This is a genomic window from Ruegeria sp. AM2, assembly GCF_056540685.1.
This window is the reverse complement of sequence record NZ_JBQFXE010000014.1, coordinates 23,756-43,304: the sequence shown is the minus strand read 5'-3', so window position 1 is coordinate 43,304 and position 19,549 is coordinate 23,756. Positions and strand designations below refer to the sequence as shown.

The 19,549-nt window shown below is 58.3% G+C and carries 26 protein-coding genes; 19 read left to right on the top strand and 7 right to left on the bottom strand.

Annotation, left to right across the window (positions count from 1 at the left end):
* The first annotated feature begins 77 nt into the window (after positions 1 to 77).
* On the top strand, positions 78 to 659 hold the full coding sequence (locus tag ACR0CR_RS18570; RefSeq protein ID WP_480602039.1) for an FMN-dependent NADH-azoreductase: 582 nt from the start codon (positions 78 to 80) through the stop codon (positions 657 to 659).
* Between the two features lie 72 nt (positions 660 to 731).
* Entirely contained in the window at positions 732 to 1,472 is a 741-nt protein-coding gene (locus ACR0CR_RS18565; protein ID WP_480602036.1) for an aspartate/glutamate racemase family protein, read from the top strand.
* On the opposite strand, the gene ACR0CR_RS18560 is transcribed toward ACR0CR_RS18565, so the two are convergent.
* On the bottom strand, positions 1,473 to 2,003 hold the full coding sequence (locus ACR0CR_RS18560) for a prolyl-tRNA synthetase associated domain-containing protein (protein WP_480602034.1): 531 nt from the start codon (positions 2,001 to 2,003) through the stop codon (positions 1,473 to 1,475).
* A gap of 214 nt (positions 2,004 to 2,217) precedes the next feature.
* Here ACR0CR_RS18560 and ACR0CR_RS18555 point away from each other — a divergent pair, with 214 nt between their 5' ends.
* The 12 genes from ACR0CR_RS18555 to trmD all read left to right on the top strand — a co-directional run bounded on the left by ACR0CR_RS18555 (position 2,218) and on the right by trmD (position 9,817).
* A complete protein-coding gene (locus ACR0CR_RS18555) occupies positions 2,218 to 2,736 on the top strand; it encodes a hypothetical protein (protein WP_480602031.1) in 519 nt (172 codons plus the stop codon).
* A gap of 206 nt (positions 2,737 to 2,942) precedes the next feature.
* Positions 2,943 to 4,439 carry a signal recognition particle protein gene (gene ffh / locus ACR0CR_RS18550; protein WP_480602029.1) on the top strand — a complete coding sequence of 499 codons (1,497 nt, stop codon included), beginning with the start codon at positions 2,943 to 2,945 and terminating at the stop codon, positions 4,437 to 4,439.
* 57 nt (positions 4,440 to 4,496) lie between these two features.
* On the top strand, positions 4,497 to 5,075 hold the full coding sequence (locus tag ACR0CR_RS18545; RefSeq protein WP_480602026.1) for a GNAT family N-acetyltransferase: 579 nt from the start codon (positions 4,497 to 4,499) through the stop codon (positions 5,073 to 5,075).
* Positions 5,072 to 5,620: a GNAT family N-acetyltransferase gene (locus tag ACR0CR_RS18540; protein ID WP_480602023.1), complete on the top strand. Its 549-nt coding sequence runs from the start codon at positions 5,072 to 5,074 to the stop codon at positions 5,618 to 5,620. Before ACR0CR_RS18545 ends, ACR0CR_RS18540 begins: the two co-directional genes overlap by 4 nt.
* Complete coding sequence (locus ACR0CR_RS18535; protein WP_480602020.1) at positions 5,617 to 6,156, top strand: GNAT family N-acetyltransferase; 540 nt, start codon at positions 5,617 to 5,619, stop codon at positions 6,154 to 6,156. Before ACR0CR_RS18540 ends, ACR0CR_RS18535 begins: the two co-directional genes overlap by 4 nt.
* Positions 6,153 to 6,449: a chorismate mutase gene (locus tag ACR0CR_RS18530; protein ID WP_170494189.1), complete on the top strand. Its 297-nt coding sequence runs from the start codon at positions 6,153 to 6,155 to the stop codon at positions 6,447 to 6,449. The genes ACR0CR_RS18535 and ACR0CR_RS18530 overlap by 4 nt, the downstream gene beginning before the upstream one ends.
* Before the next feature lie 70 nt (positions 6,450 to 6,519).
* Positions 6,520 to 6,909 (top strand): 30S ribosomal protein S16, encoded by a 390-nt coding sequence (gene rpsP, locus ACR0CR_RS18525; RefSeq protein WP_010437590.1) that lies wholly within the window; start codon positions 6,520 to 6,522, stop codon positions 6,907 to 6,909.
* Positions 6,910 to 6,921: 12 nt separating this feature from the next.
* Positions 6,922 to 7,557 carry a 5,6-dimethylbenzimidazole synthase gene (gene bluB / locus ACR0CR_RS18520; RefSeq protein WP_480602018.1) on the top strand — a complete coding sequence of 212 codons (636 nt, stop codon included), beginning with the start codon at positions 6,922 to 6,924 and terminating at the stop codon, positions 7,555 to 7,557.
* Between the two features lie 2 nt (positions 7,558 to 7,559).
* Positions 7,560 to 7,706, top strand: coding sequence for a hypothetical protein (locus ACR0CR_RS18515; RefSeq protein ID WP_480602016.1), 147 nt, complete (start codon positions 7,560 to 7,562; stop codon positions 7,704 to 7,706).
* Positions 7,699 to 8,202 (top strand): ribosome maturation factor RimM, encoded by a 504-nt coding sequence (rimM, locus tag ACR0CR_RS18510; protein WP_480602015.1) that lies wholly within the window; start codon positions 7,699 to 7,701, stop codon positions 8,200 to 8,202. Before ACR0CR_RS18515 ends, rimM begins: the two co-directional genes overlap by 8 nt.
* A complete protein-coding gene (locus ACR0CR_RS18505; RefSeq protein ID WP_480602012.1) occupies positions 8,202 to 9,017 on the top strand; it encodes a hypothetical protein in 816 nt (271 codons plus the stop codon). The genes rimM and ACR0CR_RS18505 overlap by 1 nt, the downstream gene beginning before the upstream one ends.
* Positions 9,014 to 9,817 (top strand): tRNA (guanosine(37)-N1)-methyltransferase TrmD, encoded by an 804-nt coding sequence (trmD, locus tag ACR0CR_RS18500; protein WP_480602009.1) that lies wholly within the window; start codon positions 9,014 to 9,016, stop codon positions 9,815 to 9,817. Before ACR0CR_RS18505 ends, trmD begins: the two co-directional genes overlap by 4 nt.
* Here trmD and ACR0CR_RS18495 read toward each other — a convergent pair.
* Complete coding sequence (locus tag ACR0CR_RS18495) at positions 9,814 to 10,614, bottom strand: glycoside hydrolase family 25 protein (RefSeq protein ID WP_480602007.1); 801 nt, start codon at positions 10,612 to 10,614, stop codon at positions 9,814 to 9,816. The two genes, trmD and ACR0CR_RS18495, sit on opposite strands and share 4 nt — an antisense overlap.
* A 380-nt stretch (positions 10,615 to 10,994) precedes the next feature.
* Here ACR0CR_RS18495 and rplS point away from each other — a divergent pair, with 380 nt between their 5' ends.
* The 3 genes from rplS (at position 10,995) to ACR0CR_RS18480 (ending at position 12,224) form a co-directional block, all read left to right on the top strand.
* Positions 10,995 to 11,378, top strand: coding sequence for a 50S ribosomal protein L19 (gene rplS / locus ACR0CR_RS18490; RefSeq protein WP_170531453.1), 384 nt, complete (start codon positions 10,995 to 10,997; stop codon positions 11,376 to 11,378).
* An 11-nt stretch (positions 11,379 to 11,389) separates the two neighbouring features.
* On the top strand, positions 11,390 to 11,611 hold the full coding sequence (gene rpmE, locus ACR0CR_RS18485) for a 50S ribosomal protein L31 (protein ID WP_170388151.1): 222 nt from the start codon (positions 11,390 to 11,392) through the stop codon (positions 11,609 to 11,611).
* A gap of 157 nt (positions 11,612 to 11,768) precedes the next feature.
* Complete coding sequence (locus tag ACR0CR_RS18480; protein ID WP_480602003.1) at positions 11,769 to 12,224, top strand: GNAT family N-acetyltransferase; 456 nt, start codon at positions 11,769 to 11,771, stop codon at positions 12,222 to 12,224.
* A gap of 32 nt (positions 12,225 to 12,256) precedes the next feature.
* Here ACR0CR_RS18480 and ACR0CR_RS18475 read toward each other — a convergent pair whose 3' ends face one another.
* Together ACR0CR_RS18475 and ACR0CR_RS18470 are read right to left on the bottom strand one after the other, a co-directional pair.
* Positions 12,257 to 13,873, bottom strand: coding sequence for an MFS transporter (locus ACR0CR_RS18475; RefSeq protein ID WP_480602000.1), 1,617 nt, complete (start codon positions 13,871 to 13,873; stop codon positions 12,257 to 12,259).
* Positions 13,874 to 13,930: 57 nt separating this feature from the next.
* Positions 13,931 to 14,818, bottom strand: coding sequence for an AEC family transporter (locus tag ACR0CR_RS18470; RefSeq protein ID WP_480601998.1), 888 nt, complete (start codon positions 14,816 to 14,818; stop codon positions 13,931 to 13,933).
* Positions 14,819 to 15,035: 217 nt separating this feature from the next.
* Between ACR0CR_RS18470 and ACR0CR_RS18465 the strand changes: the two genes are divergently transcribed.
* On the top strand, positions 15,036 to 15,845 hold the full coding sequence (locus ACR0CR_RS18465) for a division plane positioning ATPase MipZ (RefSeq protein WP_480601996.1): 810 nt from the start codon (positions 15,036 to 15,038) through the stop codon (positions 15,843 to 15,845).
* 45 nt (positions 15,846 to 15,890) lie between these two features.
* Here ACR0CR_RS18465 and ACR0CR_RS18460 read toward each other — a convergent pair whose 3' ends face one another.
* The 3 genes from ACR0CR_RS18460 to ACR0CR_RS18450 all read right to left on the bottom strand — a co-directional run bounded on the left by ACR0CR_RS18460 (position 15,891) and on the right by ACR0CR_RS18450 (position 18,112).
* On the bottom strand, positions 15,891 to 16,286 hold the full coding sequence (locus ACR0CR_RS18460) for a DUF1801 domain-containing protein (RefSeq protein ID WP_480601994.1): 396 nt from the start codon (positions 16,284 to 16,286) through the stop codon (positions 15,891 to 15,893).
* A 76-nt stretch (positions 16,287 to 16,362) separates the two neighbouring features.
* On the bottom strand, positions 16,363 to 17,598 hold the full coding sequence (locus ACR0CR_RS18455; RefSeq protein WP_480601992.1) for an adenylate/guanylate cyclase domain-containing protein: 1,236 nt from the start codon (positions 17,596 to 17,598) through the stop codon (positions 16,363 to 16,365).
* Positions 17,599 to 17,659: 61 nt separating this feature from the next.
* The gene (locus ACR0CR_RS18450) at positions 17,660 to 18,112 is read right to left on the bottom strand and encodes a MarR family winged helix-turn-helix transcriptional regulator (protein ID WP_480601989.1); all 453 of its coding nucleotides are present in this window, start codon (positions 18,110 to 18,112) and stop codon (positions 17,660 to 17,662) included.
* Between the two features lie 58 nt (positions 18,113 to 18,170).
* On the opposite strand from ACR0CR_RS18450, the gene hmgA reads away from it, so the two are divergent.
* Positions 18,171 to 19,526 (top strand): homogentisate 1,2-dioxygenase, encoded by a 1,356-nt coding sequence (gene hmgA, locus ACR0CR_RS18445; RefSeq protein WP_480601987.1) that lies wholly within the window; start codon positions 18,171 to 18,173, stop codon positions 19,524 to 19,526.
* Positions 19,527 to 19,549: the final 23 nt, after the last annotated feature.

Here is a 19,549-nt window from a genome sequence, read left to right as displayed (position 1 = left end):
CATATCAGAGTTTTGTTCGCACATGCAACATTCATATTGGGTGCAGACGCAATCCTCATGCTGAAAGGACCCCTGACATGACCAAAACCATCCTGCATATCGACGCCTCGGCCCGGCGCGAAGGGTCTGCCACGCGCGACCTGTCCGACCGGATCGTCAAACACCTAAACGCAGGGCGCATTATCCGCCGCGATCTGGCCGCTCCGTTGCCGTTGCTGACAGAAGACTGGATCAATGCAAACTTCACGCCTGCCGATCAGCGCGACGAAGTTCAGCGTGATCAATTGGCCTTGTCCGACGATCTGGTGGCAGAGTTGCAAAAGTCAGACATCATTGTCATCGGCCTGCCAATCTATAACTTCTCAGTTCCTGCTGCATTCAAGGCCTGGATCGATCTGGTGGCCCGTGCCGGCCTGACCTTTTCCTATTCCGAAAACGGTCCCAAAGGCCTTTTGGAAGGCAAGCGCGCCGTCCTGGCGATCGCCTCGGGCGGCACCGCCGTCGGGTCCGAGATCGACTTTGCCACCAACTACGCCAAACATGTGCTGGGCTTTATCGGCATTCAGGATGTCGACGTGGTGGCGGCTGACCAAATGGCGCTGGATGCCGAAGCCGCGCTGAACAATGCACATAAAGCCGTGTCTCAACTGGCGGCCTGAACACCTCTGGCAATCATGCCCGAAAACGTCCAGTCTGCGCCTGAACAGGGCTAGGCAGGCTGGGCGTATTCTATGAAGAAGATTGGCATATTGGGAGGCGTCGGATGGGCCTCAACCGTTGATTACTATCGCGCGATTGCCGAAGGCGCGGGCCGACACTTTGCCGAACGCGGCCACGGATCCCCGCTGCCAATCCCGCCCATGACTATTGAGTCTGTCACTCAAGCGAAGACCCGAGCGCTGCGTGGCGTTGCCGGGGACGAAGCCAGTTGGGCCGCATTTGATGCGGTGTTCCGCGAGGCATTGTTGACGCTGGAAAAGGCAGGCTGTGACTTCGGCATCATCGCCTCGAACACCCCACACGCCCGGCTGCACGCGATCCGCGAAGGGGTTGCCATGCCAATTCTCAGCATCTTCGACGCCACGGCCAAGGTGACCGCCCAGACCGGCGCGTCAAACGCTCTGGTCCTCGGCACCACAGTCACAATGCAGGCCACCAACTATGCCGAACGTCTTGCGGCAGAAGGCATCACCGCAAACGCACGTCTTCCCGACCCCGAGATCGCTGAAATGCAAGCGATGATTGACAGCGATTTCTACGGCGGCGCGTCTGATACGGCCCATACTCGGCTTCTGGCGTTTTGCAATAAACACGCATCACCCGGAACGGCCATTCTGCTGGCCTGCACTGAATTGCCTCTGGCTTTCCCAGACTATCTGGACGATCCGGTGTTCGAAGCGGATGGCCACTTGTTCATCAACCCGTCCGCTGCCCATGTCGCGGCTGCTTTGAACGAAGCGCTTGAAGGGTGATCAGGGCAACCAGGCCACTTCACACGCAGTTTTGTCGAAGAAGGCCATCAGATCACTGCGCGTCATCGCAACTGTCCGGTCATTGACCAGCGGGTGCATATAGATGACATCCGCCTGCTGCGCGGCGGCATCCATGAAGAAGCGAACCCCGTTCCTTACCCCGTTTATCATCGCCAGAGGGCTGACCGATCCGGGCCGGATACCAAGGTTTTGAAACAACCGATCGGCCGAACCAAAAGACAGATTGCCGACCCCCAATTCCGCCCCCAGCGCCTTAAGGTCGATCTCACGGCTCTGTTCTAGCGTCACCAGATAGTTCCGCTTTTTCTTGTCGCGTAAGTACAGGTTCTTCAGGCGCAGAGCGTTCTCGCCCGGCACCATGAACTGGTCTTCAACCGCTTTGGCCTCCTCAACCGTGCGCAGCGGGATATGGGTGTGCAACCTGTAGCCCAGCCCCCATTCATCCAACTGCGCCAATAGCGCGTCGGACCTCAGCGGCAAAGTCTCTTGAAAGGCAGATGATGCGTCCATGGAAAGTCCCTCGTGTGACGCGCCCGTCGCGCGATCGGCTTTTTGCGCTCATCACGCAATTGGCTTGGTGCGCTCATCGCGCAATTGGCTTGGTGCGCTCATCGCGCAATTGGCTTGGTGCGCTCATCGCGCAATTGGCTTGGTGCGCTCATCGCGCAACGGCCGCGCGAATTCAAGCCACGACAGGCGTAAGGTTCAATGCTAGCGTGCCGCCATGAAAGTGACGCGCAATACTTCTAACCAGCTGATCCTGTCAGATACGCCGTGGTTCATCGGCATCACTCTGATCTTCTTCATTCTGGCTTTCGTCGGCGCAGGCGTCTTTATGGTCAGCGAAGGCGGCGAAGGTATCTTCTTTGGTATCTTCTTCGCGCTCTTTGGCGGCGGTATGGGCGTCGGAGCATTCTGTGCCTTTGTGCGTCGCGTACAGGTCATACTTGACCGCAACAAAAGCAGCATCACCATCCGCAGGCAATCGGTCTTTGGCTATCAAGCCGTCGAGCACGAGCTTGCAAACCTGTCCCACGCAGAGATTGAAAGCACCACATCGCGCAGCGACAAAGGCACATCAACCCTCTATCGTCCAGTCCTTGTCCTGCACCAAGGTATGAGCGCTGGGCGGCATCCCATTGTCGAGGCGTTCTCGAACGGGCGGGGCGCGCACCAACTGGTTGATGCGATCAACGACTGGCTTCCCGCACACAAGGTTGACTCTGCCAGCCAATCGGCCTAAATCGCCGCCAACATCCGGAAGCGTCTGATCTTCCGGTCCCTTGAGTCGTTCAGGGATCGCCCCCCACCAGCGAGTTTCGCCCGTGGGGGCAATGCCATTTGGCATGACCCCCACGTCTAATTCAGTGGGAGGGGGCAATTGTGTATTTAACCGGTGTTTCCTACCTAGGAAGTGCCACCAGATAACCGGCTAAGGAGGCCGAAGGCATGTTTGAAAATCTATCCGAACGCCTTTCCGGCGTCTTTGACCGGCTGACCAAACAGGGCGCCCTGTCTGAAGAAGACGTCAAAACCGCCCTGCGCGAGGTCCGCGTTGCCCTGCTTGAGGCTGACGTCTCGCTGCCAGTGGCGCGCGCCTTCGTCAAGAAAGTTCAGGAACAGGCAACCGGTCAGGCGGTGACCAAGTCGATCACCCCCGGCCAGCAGGTCGTCAAGATTGTGCATGACGCGCTGGTCGAGACGCTACGCGGTGAGGATGACCCCGGCGCGCTGAAGATCGACAACCCGCCTGCCCCGATCCTGATGGTCGGTCTGCAGGGCTCGGGTAAGACGACCACCACCGGAAAGCTGGCGAAACGCCTGAAAGAAAAAGAGGGCAAGAAAGTCCTGATGGCCTCGCTCGACGTCTACCGCCCAGCGGCGATGGATCAGCTGGCCGTTCTGGGAACGCAGGTTGGTGTCGATACCCTGCCGATCGTTCCCGGCCAGAAACCCGTCGACATCGCGAAGCGCGCCAAACAACAAGCGACTCTGGGCGGCTATGACGTCTACATGCTGGATACCGCGGGCCGTCTGCATATCGACGAAGTCCTGATGGATGAGGTCGAGCAGGTCCGCAACGTAGTTGACCCGCGTGAGACGCTGCTGGTTGTCGACGGCCTGACTGGTCAGGTCGCCGTTGAAGTCGCCGAAGAGTTCGACGCCAAGGTCGGCATCTCCGGCGTGGTCCTGACCCGGATGGACGGTGACGGACGCGGTGGTGCGGCGCTGTCGATGCGCGCGGTCACCGGCAAACCCATTCGCTTTGTCGGTCTGGGCGAGAAGATGGACGCGCTCGAAACCTTCGAGCCGGATCGGATCGCCGGTCGTATTCTGGGCATGGGCGACATTGTTGCCCTGGTCGAAAAGGCCCAGGAAACGATGGAGATCGAACAGACCGAGCGCATGATGAAGCGCATGGTCAAAGGTCAGTTCAACATGAACGATCTGAAAATGCAGCTGGAACAGATGATCCAGATGGGCGGCATGCAAGGCATGATGGGCATGATGCCAGGCATGGGCAAAATGGCCAAGCAGATGGATCAGGCCGGTCTGGACGACAAGATCCTGCGCCAGCAGATCGCCCTGATCCAGTCTATGACCAAACGCGAACGCGCCAATCCACAGCTTTTGCAGGCCAGTCGCAAGAAACGGATCGCCGCCGGTTCGGGGATGGAGGTCAGCGACCTCAACAAACTGCTCAAGATGCACCGGCAGATGTCGGACATGATGAAGAAGATGGGCAAGATGGGCAAAGGCAAGATGTTGAAACAGGCCATGAAGGGCATGTTCGGCAAAGGCGGCCCCAGCCCCGAGGAAATGGCCGCAGGCATGGATCCCAAGGCGCTGGAACAGGCCGCCCGCGCCATGGGCGGCAAGATGCCCGGCATGGGCGGCGGAATGGCGTTGCCTCCGGGCCTCAGCGGGTTCGGGAAGAAGAAGTAACGTGGCTTTCGCCCCCTGCATATCCTTGTGCGCATGCGCGACACCGGAGGTTCTATGATGACCTTTCGGTTCGAAGCTGCGCCCAATGCTCAGGGGGCTGAATTGGCGGCTCGGGTGGCGCGCACCATCCCGACGCTTGAGACCGAGCGTCTGGTTCTACGCGCGCCACAACTGTCGGATTTCGACACCTACGCACGGATCGTTGCCAGCCCGCGTGCGCGGTATCTGACTGTCATGTCGCGCGAGGACGCTTGGTACGATTTTGCTCAGATGGTCGCCATCTGGTCGCTGCGTGGCCACGGGTTGTGGTCGGTTGCAGCCAAGACCAATGGTCAGTTGCTTGGATTTGTCGTTCTCGGGTTCGAACCGGAAGATCCGGAACCAGAGCTTGGTTTCATCTTCACCGAAGACGGCGAAGGCCACGGTTATGCCTTTGAAGCGGCCAGCGCGGCGCGGGAATTTGCATTCGACCAGCTTGGTTGGACCACACTCGCAAGTTTCGTGGTCAAGGGAAACACCCGATCGCAACGTTTGGCCGAACGGCTGGGCGCAACCATCGATCGTGAGATCGCTGAGGCCGATGGCACAACTCTGGTCTATCGCCACCTGCCTTCCAATGCCGGGGGACAAGCATGACCTTGCTTAATATCCCCCAACTTGAGACCGAGCGCCTGATCATGCGCGCGCCGTCCGAGGCTGATCTGGACGCGGATTCTGCCTTCTTCGCCAGCGACGAAGCGAAGTTCGTCGGCGGACCGCTGCGCCGGGATGAGGTGTGGCGCGTGTTTGCCGCGCTGCTGGGGCACTGGGTTGTGCGTGGCTACGGGTATTGGAGCGTCGATGAGAAAGACACTGGCGCCTATGTCGGACGCATCGGCCTGTGGTTCCCCGAAGGCTGGCCCGAGCCGGAAGTGGGTTGGACTTTGATGACCCAAGCCACGGGCAAGGGTTACGCGACCGAGGCCGCTCTGGCCGCGCGCGCCCATGCCTATGATGTGCTGGGTTGGGACACGGCAATTTCGCTGATCGATCTGGACAATCACGCCAGCAAGGCCGTGGCCAAACGTCTGGGTGCACAACTCGAATATCTCTACGAACATCCCAAATACGGCAAATCCGAGATCTGGCGGCACCCGTCGCCTGGCGATCTGGTGAATGGCGGGATAGAGGCTTACGCATGACCTCATTCACCATCCCGACCGTCGAAACCGACCGCCTGATCCTGCGCGCGCCGCATCTGGATGATCTGCCCCAAATGATCGCGTTTTACACGTCTGAGCGCAGCCATATGGTCGGCGGCCCCAAAGACCAAATGGGCTGCTGGTCCTCGCTTGCCGGCCGCCTAGGACACTGGGCGCTGCGCGGCTATGGCCTGTGGCACCTGACCGAGAAAGCCTCCGGTGCCTTTGCAGGCTGGTCGGGCATGATCAACGTCCCCGGCTGGGCTGAACCCGAACTGGGTTGGGCGTTGATGGCTGAGGCCGAAGGCAAAGGGCTGGGGTTCGAGGCCGCGCAGGCCGCACGGGACTATGCCGCGCGCCACCAGGGGCTGAACGGCGTGATCTCGTACATTGCACATGCCAATGATCGATCGCGTGCATTGGCGGAACGGCTCGGCGCGACGCTCGAGATCGAAAGAGCCGAACTGCTAGGCAAGCACGCACAGATCTGGCGTCATCCGCAGATCGACCTGACCACCGAGAGGACCGGCCAATGACCAATCCTGTGACACAGGCTGCCACGCTGCTGAAAGAGCATCGCGAAAGCATCGACCGGCTGGACGCGATCCTTGTCTATACCTTGGGCGAGCGGTTCAAGCACACGCAAGCCGTTGGCAAGCTCAAGGCAACACACGATCTTCCCCCGTCCGATCCCACGCGCGAAGCCGCGCAGATCGCACGGTTAGAAGACCTGGCGAAAGAGGCCGATCTGGACCCCGACTTCGCCAAGGCTTTCCTGAATTTCATCATTCAGGAAGTCATCCGACACCACCGGAAGCATCAGGAATAACCGCGCTTCCACGAATACCAAGAATAGCCGGACAAGACCCCGGCGAACGCCATCTTAAGGAGATACCACCATGGCAATGAAAATTCGTCTCGCCCGCGGCGGCTCGAAAAAACGTCCCTTCTATCGCATTGTTGCGGCTGACAGCCGTATGCCGCGCGATGGCCGTTTCATCGAGAAACTGGGCACCTACAACCCGCTGCTGCCGAAAGACAGCGAAGAGCGCGTGAAAATGAACATGGAGCGCATCCAGTACTGGCTGGATCAGGGCGCACAGCCCACCGACCGGATCGCACGCATGCTGGAAGCAGCAGGAGCCCGTGACAAGGCCGAGCGCAACAACCCCAACAAGGGTACCCCGGGCAAGAAAGCTCAGGAGCGCGCGGAAGAAAAAGCGGCCAAGGCTGCTGAAGCGGCGGAAGCAGCTGCTGCACCGGCTGAAGAAGCGGCTGCAGAAGAATAAGCAGGCCGGCGCGTGCGGGATCAGGCTTTTTCGGGCGATTTTCGCACGCAGTTCGATCTGTTGATGCGGCTCCGGCGCGATGTGCGTCGGTTCCGCACCGACGCAATAGACGAGGCAGTGCTGACGCACTGCCTCGACGCGTTTCGGTTGGCGCCTTCAGTGGGCTTAAGCGAACCGTGGCGCGTGATCCGCGTCGAAACAAAGGCCGCACGCGACGCGGCGCTTGAGAATTTTAAAGCGGCCAATGCCGAAGCCCTGAAAGGGTATTCCGGTGAAAAAGCGCAGCTTTACAGCGGCTTGAAACTGTCTGGGATGCACGAGGCCCCGGTGCATCTGGCCGTGTTTTGCGATGATGCGACCGAAAAGGGTCAAGGGCTGGGCGCTGGCTCGATGCCTGAGACACGGCGTTATTCGGTGGTCTCGGCCATCACTCTGTTCTGGCTGGCCCTGCGGTCCGAGGGGCTGGGGCTGGGCTGGGTGTCCATACTGGACCCTATTCAGTTGGCGCGTGATCTGGATGTTCCCGATGACTGGCATCTGATCGGCTATTTCTGTGTGGGCTGGCCCGAGGAAACGTCGGATACACCCGAGTTGGAACAGGTCGGTTGGGAAAACCGGACTTCCACTCTGCCGATCGAGGTAAGATAAATATGTTCGGACTGTTACGACTTCCCATCCTGTTGGTGATCGCCTTTATTGTGGGAGTGTTCTTTGAACGCTCGAACCAGCGCGAGGCATGCGCAGCCTTGGGACAATGGCAGAACGGAATATGTGTGACGGATGGGCGAAATGAGTGATCTGATCTGCGTCGGCAGCGTTGCGGGGTCCTACGGCGTGCGCGGCGAGGTGCGGGTAAAGAGCTTTTGCGCGGTGCCCGAAGATATCGAGGCCTACTCGCCACTGACGGATGAGGCGGGCAAGGAACGATATCCGCTTGTCCTGACCCGTTCGATCAAGAATGGTTTTGCCGCCCGGTTGGGCGGGGTGGAAACCAAGGAACAGGCCGATGCGATCAACGGTCTACGCCTTTATGCGCGCCGCGATCAATTGCCGTCGCTGCCCGATGACGAATTCTATCACACCGACCTGATCGGGCTTGAGGTCTACGATACCGGCGGCACATTGTTGGGCAGGGTGAAATCAGTTCAGAACCATGGCGCGGCGGACCTTCTGGAACTGCACGGGCCGGGGTTGAAGGCCACCGTATTGCTACCTTTTACGTTGGAAGTCGTCCCAACCGTCGATCTGGACAAGGGTCGCATCATCGCCGACCCGCCCGAGGGCTTGCTGTAATGCGCCGCGTGCTGCTTCATCTGGGCCTTCACAAAACCGGGACGACGGCAGCACAGTCATTTCTGTTCGAAAACCGCGAACTGATCTGGCCGCATCACGCGCTGGTTTTGCCGTATCGGACTCGGAATACGGGGCTGTCTGAAGCGGCAACGCGATATTCCGTTTACGGCACGCCCGGCACGCTTGCAGATTTCGAAGACCTGATGCGCGGTTTTCTGAATTCACTGGAATTCGGAGAAAAGCGCGGCTTGGTGTTAAGCGAGGAAAATTTCTCGGGCCTGCGCCCCAGCCGCAATGTGGCCGTAGGGTATGAGGCCGCACCAGAACTGGCCGCCTGCCTCGTGCGTTTGATCCGTGAACGGTTCGAAGGTCAGGAAACACATATCACGATCTATCTGTCCCTGCGCCAGCGTGGCAGCTGGATCCGTAGCCTGTGGGCGCATGATCTGCAACGCTCGCGCCTTGTGCAGGACTTTGATACATACCGCGCCCGGTTGGATCAGGTTCCATCGCCTCAGGTTGCAGCCGAGGCAGTACGGGATCGCCTGCCCTCGGTCTCGGTCCGGACCGAGTGGCTGGAGGATGTGCAGGCGCATATCTACGGCCCCGGCACGCCCTTCGCCGAGTTTTTAAACCTGCCTTCAGACAAGGCGCAGCAACTGGTCGGCCCCAAACGCGTCAACCCGCGCATGCCCGAAGACATTTTGCGCGCACTGCTTGACCTCAACCGATCCTCGCTGGACGACGCTGATCTGATCCGTCAAAAGGCGGCTTTGGTCAAGAAGACCCAAACCGAGATGATCAGCGCCTCATGACAGACAAGCCCAATAAATCCCACGGCCGCAAAGCCATTCGCCCGACTCTGAAACCTCGGGAATTGCTGACCCCGACGCCCGACCTGCATGGCGTGTGGAAGGCCAAGATCATCACCCTATTTCCGTCCGCTTTTCCCGGAGTGCTGGGCGAAAGCCTGACCGGCAAGGCGCTGCAGGAAGGTCTGTGGCAGCTGGAAACCGTCGACTTGCGCCAGTTCGGCGTGGGCAAGCACCGCAATGTGGATGACACGCCAGCAGGTGGTGGTGCGGGCATGGTCCTGCGCGCCGACGTACTGGGCGAGGCGATCGAGCACACTATGGCGGGAGTGCAGGGCAATTGGCCGCTGATCTACCTCAGCCCCCGAGGGCGCCGCATGGACCAACGAATGATGCAAAACCTTGCCCGCTGCGACGGCATGACACTGCTGTGCGGACGGTTCGAGGGCGTCGACGAACGCGTTCTGGAACATTACGGTGTGCAAGAGGTCTCATTGGGCGATTTCGTTATGACCGGTGGCGAGATCGCGGCGCAGGCGCTGATTGACGCCACTGTCCGTCTGATCCCGGGCGTATTGGGCAATCAGGCCTCGGCCGAGGATGAAAGCTTTTCGTCAGGCCTGCTGGAACACCCGCAATACACTCGCCCTGCCGAATGGAACGGCCGCCCGATCCCAGAGGTTTTGATGTCGGGTCACCACGGACGTGTGGCTGACTGGCGTCACGAGATGTCGGAACGCATCACCCGAGAACGACGGCCTGATCTTTGGGAACAGCACCAAAATTCCAAGGGTAAAGACTAACCCCCTGCCTTCCAACGTGCCCAGGTTTCCGGTGTGCCGTTGAAGGTGTTGATATCGACCCTACCCTGCACACCCGGCACCAAACCCGTTCCGGTGTATTGCCAGAATCGCCAGATCGCGCGCGGGTAAACGTTTCTTGGGTGACCTGCGACAGACCGAAGCCAGAACTCGGTTTTGGGCAGCCGGCCTATGTCGGTGTCGCCATAAAAATCGACGGTCGTATAGACGATGGGACGACGGCCATAGTGACGCTCAAGAATATCCAAAAAGCGCTGCGCCTCAGCCCGAACAGTCCGCCCGTCGGGTCGCAAGGTGCAGGTGCGCGAATGCGGCGTCCATTCCATATCCAGCACATGCGGCAGGTCTGACCCTTTGGGCACGTTCTGGATGAACCACCGCGCCTGTTCGCGTGCAGATCGGCAGAAATAGTAATAGTGATAGGCACCCCAGGGCACACCCGCCGCAGACGCGCCCTGACTGTGACTTTCAAACATCGGGTCCGCCACGTCGCCGCCTTCTGTTGCCTTGATGAACACAAAGCTCACACCCGACGCCTTGGCTTGCTTCCAATTGATCGGTCCTTGCCAGCGCGACACATCCAGCCCGTGGACAGGATAGTGTCCAGGATGCCGCCCCTCCCACTCATGCGGGTCGGCATCACCGAAGGCCGGGTAGATGACCGACGGGCTTCGCCGGTCAACATATGACTGAGGCTCAAGCGTCTGAGGTCGCGGGCCGCTGCGCCCGCAGGACGTGATGGTCAAGGCCAAGACGGCCAGAATGACGGCAATGCGCATGATCTGGTCCTGTGGTAAATATCTGCTCTTATAATTGAGACCAGAATGCCTGATTGGGTGCATAAGGCAACGGTTGGTTTCCTGGGCGGCAAAAACCCACCGCCGCCCGCTGAAGATAATGGCGATTCAGGCTTGATCCCTGCCCCCAAAGCCCGTAAAGCACCGCAATCCGGTGTTGCGAGATGTGACTCCGGTGTTTTGGTTTGTATCATGGCGTGTCGCCCCGCTTTCTTCGGCAAGGGTGCGCTGGGACAGGCCAGACCAAAGGAACATTCGATCTGACCTCTGGCGGGCTGTACGCAGGACCCGGTGAAGACCAAGAGCTCTCAGGCCGTGCCCAAACTTCGTGGACCAACCACGAGCAGATAGGAGTAATTGCGATGGACCTGATCGCACAGCTTGAGGCGGAACAGATTGCCGCCCTGGGGAAAGACATCCCCGACTTCAAAGCCGGTGACACCATCCGTGTCGGCTATAAGGTGACCGAAGGGTCGCGTACCCGTGTGCAGAATTACGAAGGCGTCTGCATCGCGCGCAAAGGCGGCGAAGGCATCGCCGGTTCGTTCACCGTCCGTAAGATTTCGTTTGGCGAAGGCGTGGAGCGTGTTTTCCCGCTGCATTCGACCAACATCGACAGCATCACCGTTGTCCGCCGTGGCCGCGTCCGTCGCGCCAAACTGTACTATCTGCGCACCCGTCGCGGTAAATCCGCACGTATCGCAGAGGTCACCAACTACAAGCCCAAGGCTGGCGCCGAGGCGTAAGGAGCGGAAAGATGAAAAAAGACATCCATCCCGACTACCACATCATCGACGTCAAACTGACCGATGGCACCGTGGTTCAGATGAAATCCACCTGGGGCGCCGAGGGCGACCAGTTGGCCTTGGAAATCGACCCCTCCGTGCACCCTGCATGGACCGGTGGCGGCGCGCGTCTGATGGACGCCGGCGGCCGCGTGTCGAAGTTCAAGAAGAAATACGAAGGCCTGGGCTTCTAAGCCTGACGTCTGCCGATCAAGAAAGCCGCCCCGGAACGGGCGGCTTTTTTTGTGACTGTTGACAAGTTGTGGCGTCTTTCGACGTCTTGAAGGCCCAGACCCCGGATCATATGGTCGCCAGATGGGTCTTACAGTCTTACCAGCCAAAGAAAAGGACGTGTCCTGGATCGCCGCCCTCTGGGAGGCAGGTTGGCACGAAGCACACGCACAGATCGTGCCAGACGAATTGCGCCGTTTGCGAACCCACGAGAGTTTTCTCGATCGCGCAATACTCAACCTTTCCGGCACGCGTGTGATATTCTCTGGCAAAGAACTGGCTGGATTTTGCATGGTGAAGGCAGACGAGCTTTATCAACTGTATGTGTCACCGAACGCGCGCGGTTCGGGTGCCGCAAAGACAATGATTGCAGATGCCGAGCATCGTATCCGGTCTGCGGGCTACAATCGGGCTTGGCTTGCCTGCGCAATCGGAAATGACAGGGCCGCGCGTTTCTACGAAAAAGCGGGGTGGCACAACTCAGGGCGCCGCACGGTCCAATTGGACACCTCCGACGGTGTGTTTCCTCTGGAAGTGTGGCAGTTCGATAGACCATTGGTCGCGCAAGATGCATAACCCGCGCGTTTGATCAGGCACACCATTTGGATTTATTTGCGCGTCAAATCAGCCGCACTGTGCACCGGCGGAACCGGCCCGCGCAACAGGATCAACGCAAGAGCCATCCCGATCAGCGCCGCAATTGCGGTCACCAGCATGGCGCTGTCAAAAGCGTCGTCCAGCAAGTCTCGTAGAGCCTGTGCCAGCGTCGAACCCGCCTCTGGGGTCATGCCATTGATCAGCTGCTGAATCTGGCTTGGCGTACCGTGTGTCAGCGCATGAGCCAGGTCTTCGCGCTGCGTCGAACCCTTTGGCAAGGCGTCGATCACCTCGGATAATCCACGGCGGATCGTGATAGATTCGATCAGACCACAAACCACGGCCCCCAGCGTTGCACCGAAATACAGACAGGCGTTGATCACCCCGGACCCTTGACCCACATGCTCTTCTGGCAACAGGCGCAGCCCCAAGCGTGGCAAAAGGGAAAAGCAAATGCCCAACCCGATTCCAAGGATCATCAGCTTCCACCAAATTTCGGCATATTGTGTCGCGTTCGAAGTTGTCGTCATCAAAAGGAAGCCGCAGGCCATCAATCCCAACGCAATCACGACCGGCCAATGAAAGCTGTACGGGGCCAAATACCGGGGTGCGACCACCGAAACGACAAACATGCTGAGGCTTAACGGCATGATCGCAAGGCCTGCCCCAACCGAGCTGTAGCCAAACGCGTCAGGCGACTGAACGAATACGTTGAAATAGACAAAAAAGCCAAACAGGGTGAAACCCGTACAGAACATTCCTGCCGCAGCCATGAAATACCGGGGATGCCGAAAGTACCGCAGCTCGATCAATGGATCATCACTGCGGCGCGACGCCAGAACCAATGCAACGGTGCCCAGGGCTGCAATACCCAGCGGAATAAGGGTCAAAGGCGTCCCCCATCCACCGCTCTCACCGTTGCTGAGCGCAAAGGACAAGGGCCCGAGAAACAACATTATCGCAATGGCTCCGAGGTAGTCGAACTCGGCCCCAGCTTGCCGGGTATCCGGGATGATTTTGCGCTTGCTGACCAGCAGCCCGACCACAAAGGCCACGGCCAGCAACAGCAGATCGGTGGCAAAGACTGCACGCCAACTGATGTAGTGGGCAAACACACCGCCCACGATCGGTCCCACACCGATTGCAAGTCCAACGATCGCCCCCCATGCGCCTGTGACGCTTGCACGCTGGTCCTCTGGTGTTGCGGCCGTTAGCAGCGACAAGGAGGTGCCAAACAGGGCCGAAGCTCCCGCGCCTTGGGCTGCCCGACCTGCAAGCAACATCGTGCTGTCTTGCGAAAACAGAACCAGCGCGGACCCGATGGCAAAAACAATCATGCCAAAGAAGAAGACGCCCATCTTGCCGGTGATATCGCCGAGCCGACTGACAATCGTGACAAGGGTTGCGCTGGCCACTGTGTAGGTGGCCATGACCCATTGCAAACCAGAGGGCGTCAGATCGAATTCGGCCTTCAAATTGGGCAGAATGGTTGCAACAGCCGTCGTGTTGAAGCCAACGACCATCATACAGATTGCTGTCATCGCCAGAACGATGCGCGCGCCACCCTGTTGAGTTGATTGATCTGTCCCTGATTGTGCCAACGCCGCACCCATTTGTCCGCGTGGCATGTTTGGGATGCCACATCAACACCTTAGCAGATTCTGCGCACTCGCATAGCCTGTGCGTCAGATCCAGAAAGACAAGGCAACCGGCAGGACAAGTATGGTCGACAGGGTTGAAACCAGAATAAAGCCTGCAACGTCCGGCCCATATTCCGGCACGTGCTGATCAATGAACAGATAGTTTGCCACCGAAGACGGCATCAGGCAGCACAGAATGACCGCGCCACGCTCGGCACCGGTAAAGCCGAACAGCCACACCAAGGTAAAGCTGATGGCAAGAGCCATCACTAGATGCAAAACCGTCAAAACGACCGCGCGTCCCAGGCTGGCGATCCGCAAACTGGCGAGAGTGTGGCCCAGCGTCAAAAGCATCAAGGGGATCGAGAGACCGCCCAGTATGTCGAAAGACTTTGCAATCGGTTGCGGTAGCGCATAGCCCGTGGACATCAGGATCAGCGAAATCACCACGGCATAGATAATCGGTGAAGTAAGCAGTTTTCTGGCCGAAAACGCGCCCGCAGGAATCCACATGCCGACCGTAAAGATGCTGACAAGCACGACAACGACGAAACCCATGGTATAGGCCATCCCGGCGTTGCCCAGCGCAAGCAGAGTGATCGGCAGTCCAATATTGCCGACGTTGCCATGCATCAATGGTGTCAGGAACGCGCGAACGGGCAGCCGTAACGCCTTCAGCGCAATGAACCCAAGGACGCCGAACGCCGCAATGGCCAACGCCGCTGCGGACATGACGTCCAGAAAGGTGCCAACGGCAATGCTTGTGGTCGATAGGTGTGAGATGATCAGCGTCGGATATCCGACGCGGGACACGATGCCGCCGACCACCTTGTTGTCGAAAGGAGCCTTAATCAGCGCCAGGACATACCCGAATCCTGCACAGATCAGCACGGGAAGAACGACGTTCAAAACGTTCAAAAACAGGTGTTCCAATGGTCCTCTCTTGGGCGAAACTCTGATTCAGACAATCATACGGCGCACGGTATTTCACCAGCACTCGGTGTAAACCTGCATTCGCGCTTGGTTTTCCAAATTTGGCTCTGAAATTGCGTGTAGACGGCCTCTGAAGTCCTTCCCTTCCTAACAGACACAACATATAGTGGGCCATAACAACGTGTGTGCAAACACGGCGGGACTTGGGAAGACAGGCATGGCACATATTATCGTCGTCGGAAACGAAAAAGGCGGGGCGGGAAAGTCGACCGTATCGATGCATGTGGCCACCGCGCTGGCGCGTCTTGGGCACAAGGTCAGCTCGCTTGATCTGGACCTGCGGCAGCGCAGTCTGGGGCGGTATTTCGAAAATCGCCTGAACTTTATCAACGGCTCTGATCTGGGGCTCGCAACCCCGCGCCACCACGACCTGCCCGAGATTGATGCCAGCACGCTGAAACCAGGCGAAAACATCTATGACCACCGCCTGTCTGCTGCAGTGGCGGAATTGGAAAGCGATAGCGACTTTATCCTGATCGACTGCCCCGGTTCGCATACACGCCTCAGCCAGGTTGCACATTCGCTGGCTGATACATTGATCACTCCGCTTAACGACAGCTTTATCGATTTCGACCTGCTGGCGCGCATCGACACAAAAGGCGAAAAAATTCTGGGACCTTCGGTATACTCCGAGATGGTGTGGAACGCCCGTCAGTTGCGCGCTCAGGCCGGGCTAAAGCCTATCGACTGGGTGGTTGTGCGCAACCGCGTCGGCACCCAGCGCATGGTCAACAAGGAAAAGATGCAGCGCGCGATTGAGATGCTGTCCCAGCGCATTGGCTTCCGCGTCGCCTCGGGCTTTTCCGAACGCGTGGTCTTCCGCGAGCTTTTCCCCCGTGGGCTGACGCTCTTGGACCTCAAGGATATCGGGGTCAAGCAACTGAACATCTCGAATATCGCAGCCCGGCAGGAACTTCGCGATATGATGAAAGAGTTGAACCTGCCGGGCGTTGAGATCGATTTCTAAACACTTCGCCCGAGCCGGGTGATTTGACACTGATGGACACGGCGGTCAAATCAGGCGAACCAACCGGCCTTTTCGTTTGTAGATGTTCTTGTAATCCCATTGAATGTCCCGGCTTTTTGAAAGCCATCGGTTCACGTCATCCAGATTTACATCCTCGACTCCGGCAAAACGGATTGAGGCGTCTTTGAACTTGCCTGTTCCTGGCTTCAACTCCGGCTCATCGAAGTCAGCACCGCTCCAGAACATCAACCGAACGCAGTCTTTCAGCTTGCTGTACCCAACAATTGGATTTCCGTTCAGAAACCAAACCGGATGCGCGTGCCAAATCTTGCTTTCGGCCTCGGGCAAGCCCTGGTCGATGGCATCTCGCAAAACATCGCAAATCGTCCTGAATTCTGGCGTCTGAGCGTTGTGGAACGCGTCAATGGTGGTCGGCTTCATACCCTCATTCTAACAGAAAACGGCAGTCAGATGGGTTTTGCTTGGAGAACGAGGCAAAGCGGACAATAGACGTCAGTCATGCCCCAGCACTATAAACCGTAAACAGCTCCTTCGGCTCAACCACGCCGCGCAGCATGTACCGCCCGACCGAGATCAGATCCTGTCCGCACGGCTGCGCCGCGCGCGCTACGTCATCCGAGATCAAGATGCGTTGCCCAAGAGACCGGTGCATTCCCGCAATCCGGGCCGTCTGGTTTACAGCCGGGCCGATCACGGTGAAATCCAGACGGGTCTCGGACCCGATATTGCCGTACAGGATTTCGCCAGAATGCAGCGCCAGCGTGTACTTTGCGGTCGGCAGACCAGCCGCTTCGCGATTGACATTCAGCTCGGTCATGCGTTCTTGCAGGACCGGAACAGCCTTCAGTGCGGCTTGTGCGTCTTCTTCGATCTCACCCACATCAAACATCGCCATCAGCCCATCCCCCATGAACTTGAGGATGTTGCCGCCGCAATCGTGCACGACACCAACGGCAACGGCGAGGTAGTCGTTCAGCATGTCAATGATCTCATTGCCGGGCAATTCCTCGGACAGGCTGGTGAACCCCTCCAGATCAAAGTTCCAGATTACGGCATCGATTTGCTGTAAAGACCCGCGCCGGATTTCTCCGGACAGCACCCGACGCCCCGCATCGCGACCCAGGTAGATGCGCATCAAATCCTTGGAGACCCGAGCATTCGACGCGGATTTCAGCGCCAGCCCCAGATGTGGCAAAGCGCTATTGATCAGGTCCAGATCACCATCGCGAAAGCCATCGGGCGCGTTGGATGTCCAGGATAGAAGGACCCCGTCGACAGCCATTTTGGCCTCCGTCGCGCCGTTGTTCGTGGGTACATTGAACGAAACGCCCGTCGCAAAATATTCGGTCGCGCCGTTCTCGCGCAATTCGTTGATCAGGGGGTAACGGCTGGGTTCGTTCTGGTCGACCATGCGTTCATGTACGTTTTCAAGATTTTCGTTCAGGATCGCGTATAACGGGCTGTTTTGCCAATCCTCGCCAGCCTCTTCCGAGTACTCGAATTTTTGGTAGTCGCCGCCGCGGCCCTGGTACCAGCTATAACCTGTGCCGCCATACACCGGATGCAACGCAGACTGTGCCGCGTGAAACCGCATCAGCGGGATGCCTAGATCGACCAAACGGGTGCAGTAACCGTCCAGAAGTTCCTCTTTATCGGCGCCTTCAAGGCCGCTGGTTACCAGCCAGTTGATCAAATCAGTTGTTTTGGCCGCGTTGGGGTCCGGGGCTGTCATATCAATTTCCTGTGTCCACTCAGCGCTTCATCTGGGGGCGAGGGTCGGCAATGTCCAGTGTTCAACTCATTTGCGCGAGGCGTCGTAACATTGTCCGAAGCAAGACAGCATCCTCGTCGCTGAACAGTCCCGCCAGGTTGGCATCATATTTCCGAGCAATACCGCGCAGTTCACGATAAGCCGTTTTGCCTGCCGCTGTGAGCTTTAATTGTTCAACGCGACGATCGGTTTCGTCGCGGCTGCGTACCAGAAACCTGCGTTGTTCAAGTTTGCTAACGGCGCGGCTGATCTTGGTTTTGTGAATTTTGGCGCGTTCTCCGATCTCTTTCGCGGTCATCTCGCCGTAATTGCCTAAATGAAACAGCACCCGCCATTCTGTGCGCAGCATCCCGTACCGGTCTTTGTAAAAACGTTGAAATTCCAACGAGCTTTCCTCGGCTGCGCGATTCAGCAGATAGGGCAGGAAATCCCGCAAATCAAAGTCATCATTTTTTTTGGATTCAATGTTGCTCATGGTTGTTAGTTACAAAATCAACTATTATCCGACAAGCAGCAAATAAAAGGAGCACAGGATGAATCGCCCGACTGATCCGCACGCCCTGACCCAGGCCAGCACCCCGGTTGGCACACACGCGGGGTATATGCCCGGCTTTGGCAATGATTTTGAAACCGAGGCTTTGCCGGGCGCACTGCCCCAAGGCATGAACAGCCCGCAGCGCTGCAATTACGGCCTTTACGGCGAACAGCTGAGCGGCACCGCATTTACCGCAAACCCGCCGGAACGCACCTGGTGCTATCGCATCCGGCCATCGGTCAAGCACTCGCACCGTTACGAAAAGATCGACCTGCCTTATTGGAAATCTGCACCGTACGTTGATCCTGACGTGATCAGTCTGGGCCAGTACCGGTGGGATGCTGTCCCTCATACGGATGAGGGTCTGACCTGGCTGACCGGCATGCGCACGATGACGACAGCAGGCGACGTGAATACGCAGGTCGGCATGGCCAGCCATATCTATCTGGTGACCGAGTCCATGCAGGACGCCTATTTCTTCTCGGCCGATTCCGAGCTGCTGGTAGTGCCTCAGGAAGGCCGTCTTCGCTTTGCGACCGAGTTGGGGATCATCGACCTTGAGCCCAAGGAAATCGCCATCATTCCGCGCGGGTTGGTATACCGCGTCGAAGTTCTGGAAGGTCCCGCGCGGGGGTTCGTGTGCGAGAACTACGGTCAGAAGTTTGAACTGCCAGGACGCGGTCCGATTGGGGCCAACTGCATGGCAAACCCGCGGGATTTCAAGGCCCCAGTGGCGGCGTTTGAAGACCGCGAGGTACCCTCGACCCTGACGATCAAGTGGTGCGGACAGTTCCACACCACAAAGATCGATCAGAGCCCGTTGGATGTGGTCGCCTGGCACGGCAACTACGCGCCTTACAAATACGACCTGCGCACCTATTGCCCGGTTGGCGCGATCCTGTTCGACCACCCCGATCCGTCGATTTTTACCGTACTGACCGCGCCTTCGGGCCAGCCGGGCACGGCGAATATCGACTTTGTTCTGTTCCGTGAACGCTGGATGGTGATGGAGGACACGTTTCGCCCGCCCTGGTACCACAAGAACATCATGTCTGAACTGATGGGCAACATCTACGGCCAGTATGACGCCAAACCGCAGGGCTTTGTCCCCGGCGGCATGAGCCTGCACAACATGATGATTCCGCACGGGCCGGACAAAGACGCGTTCGAAAAAGCGTCGAATTCCAACCTCGGTCCGGACAAGCTGGACAACACAATGTCCTTCATGTTCGAGACCCGCTTTCCGCAGCATTTGACGCAATTTGCGGCCAATGAGGCCCCCTTGCAGGACGACTATATTGACTGCTGGACCTCGCTTGAGAAAAAGTTCGACGGAACGCCCGGCAAGAAGTGAATGATCCACGCAGCACAAGATTT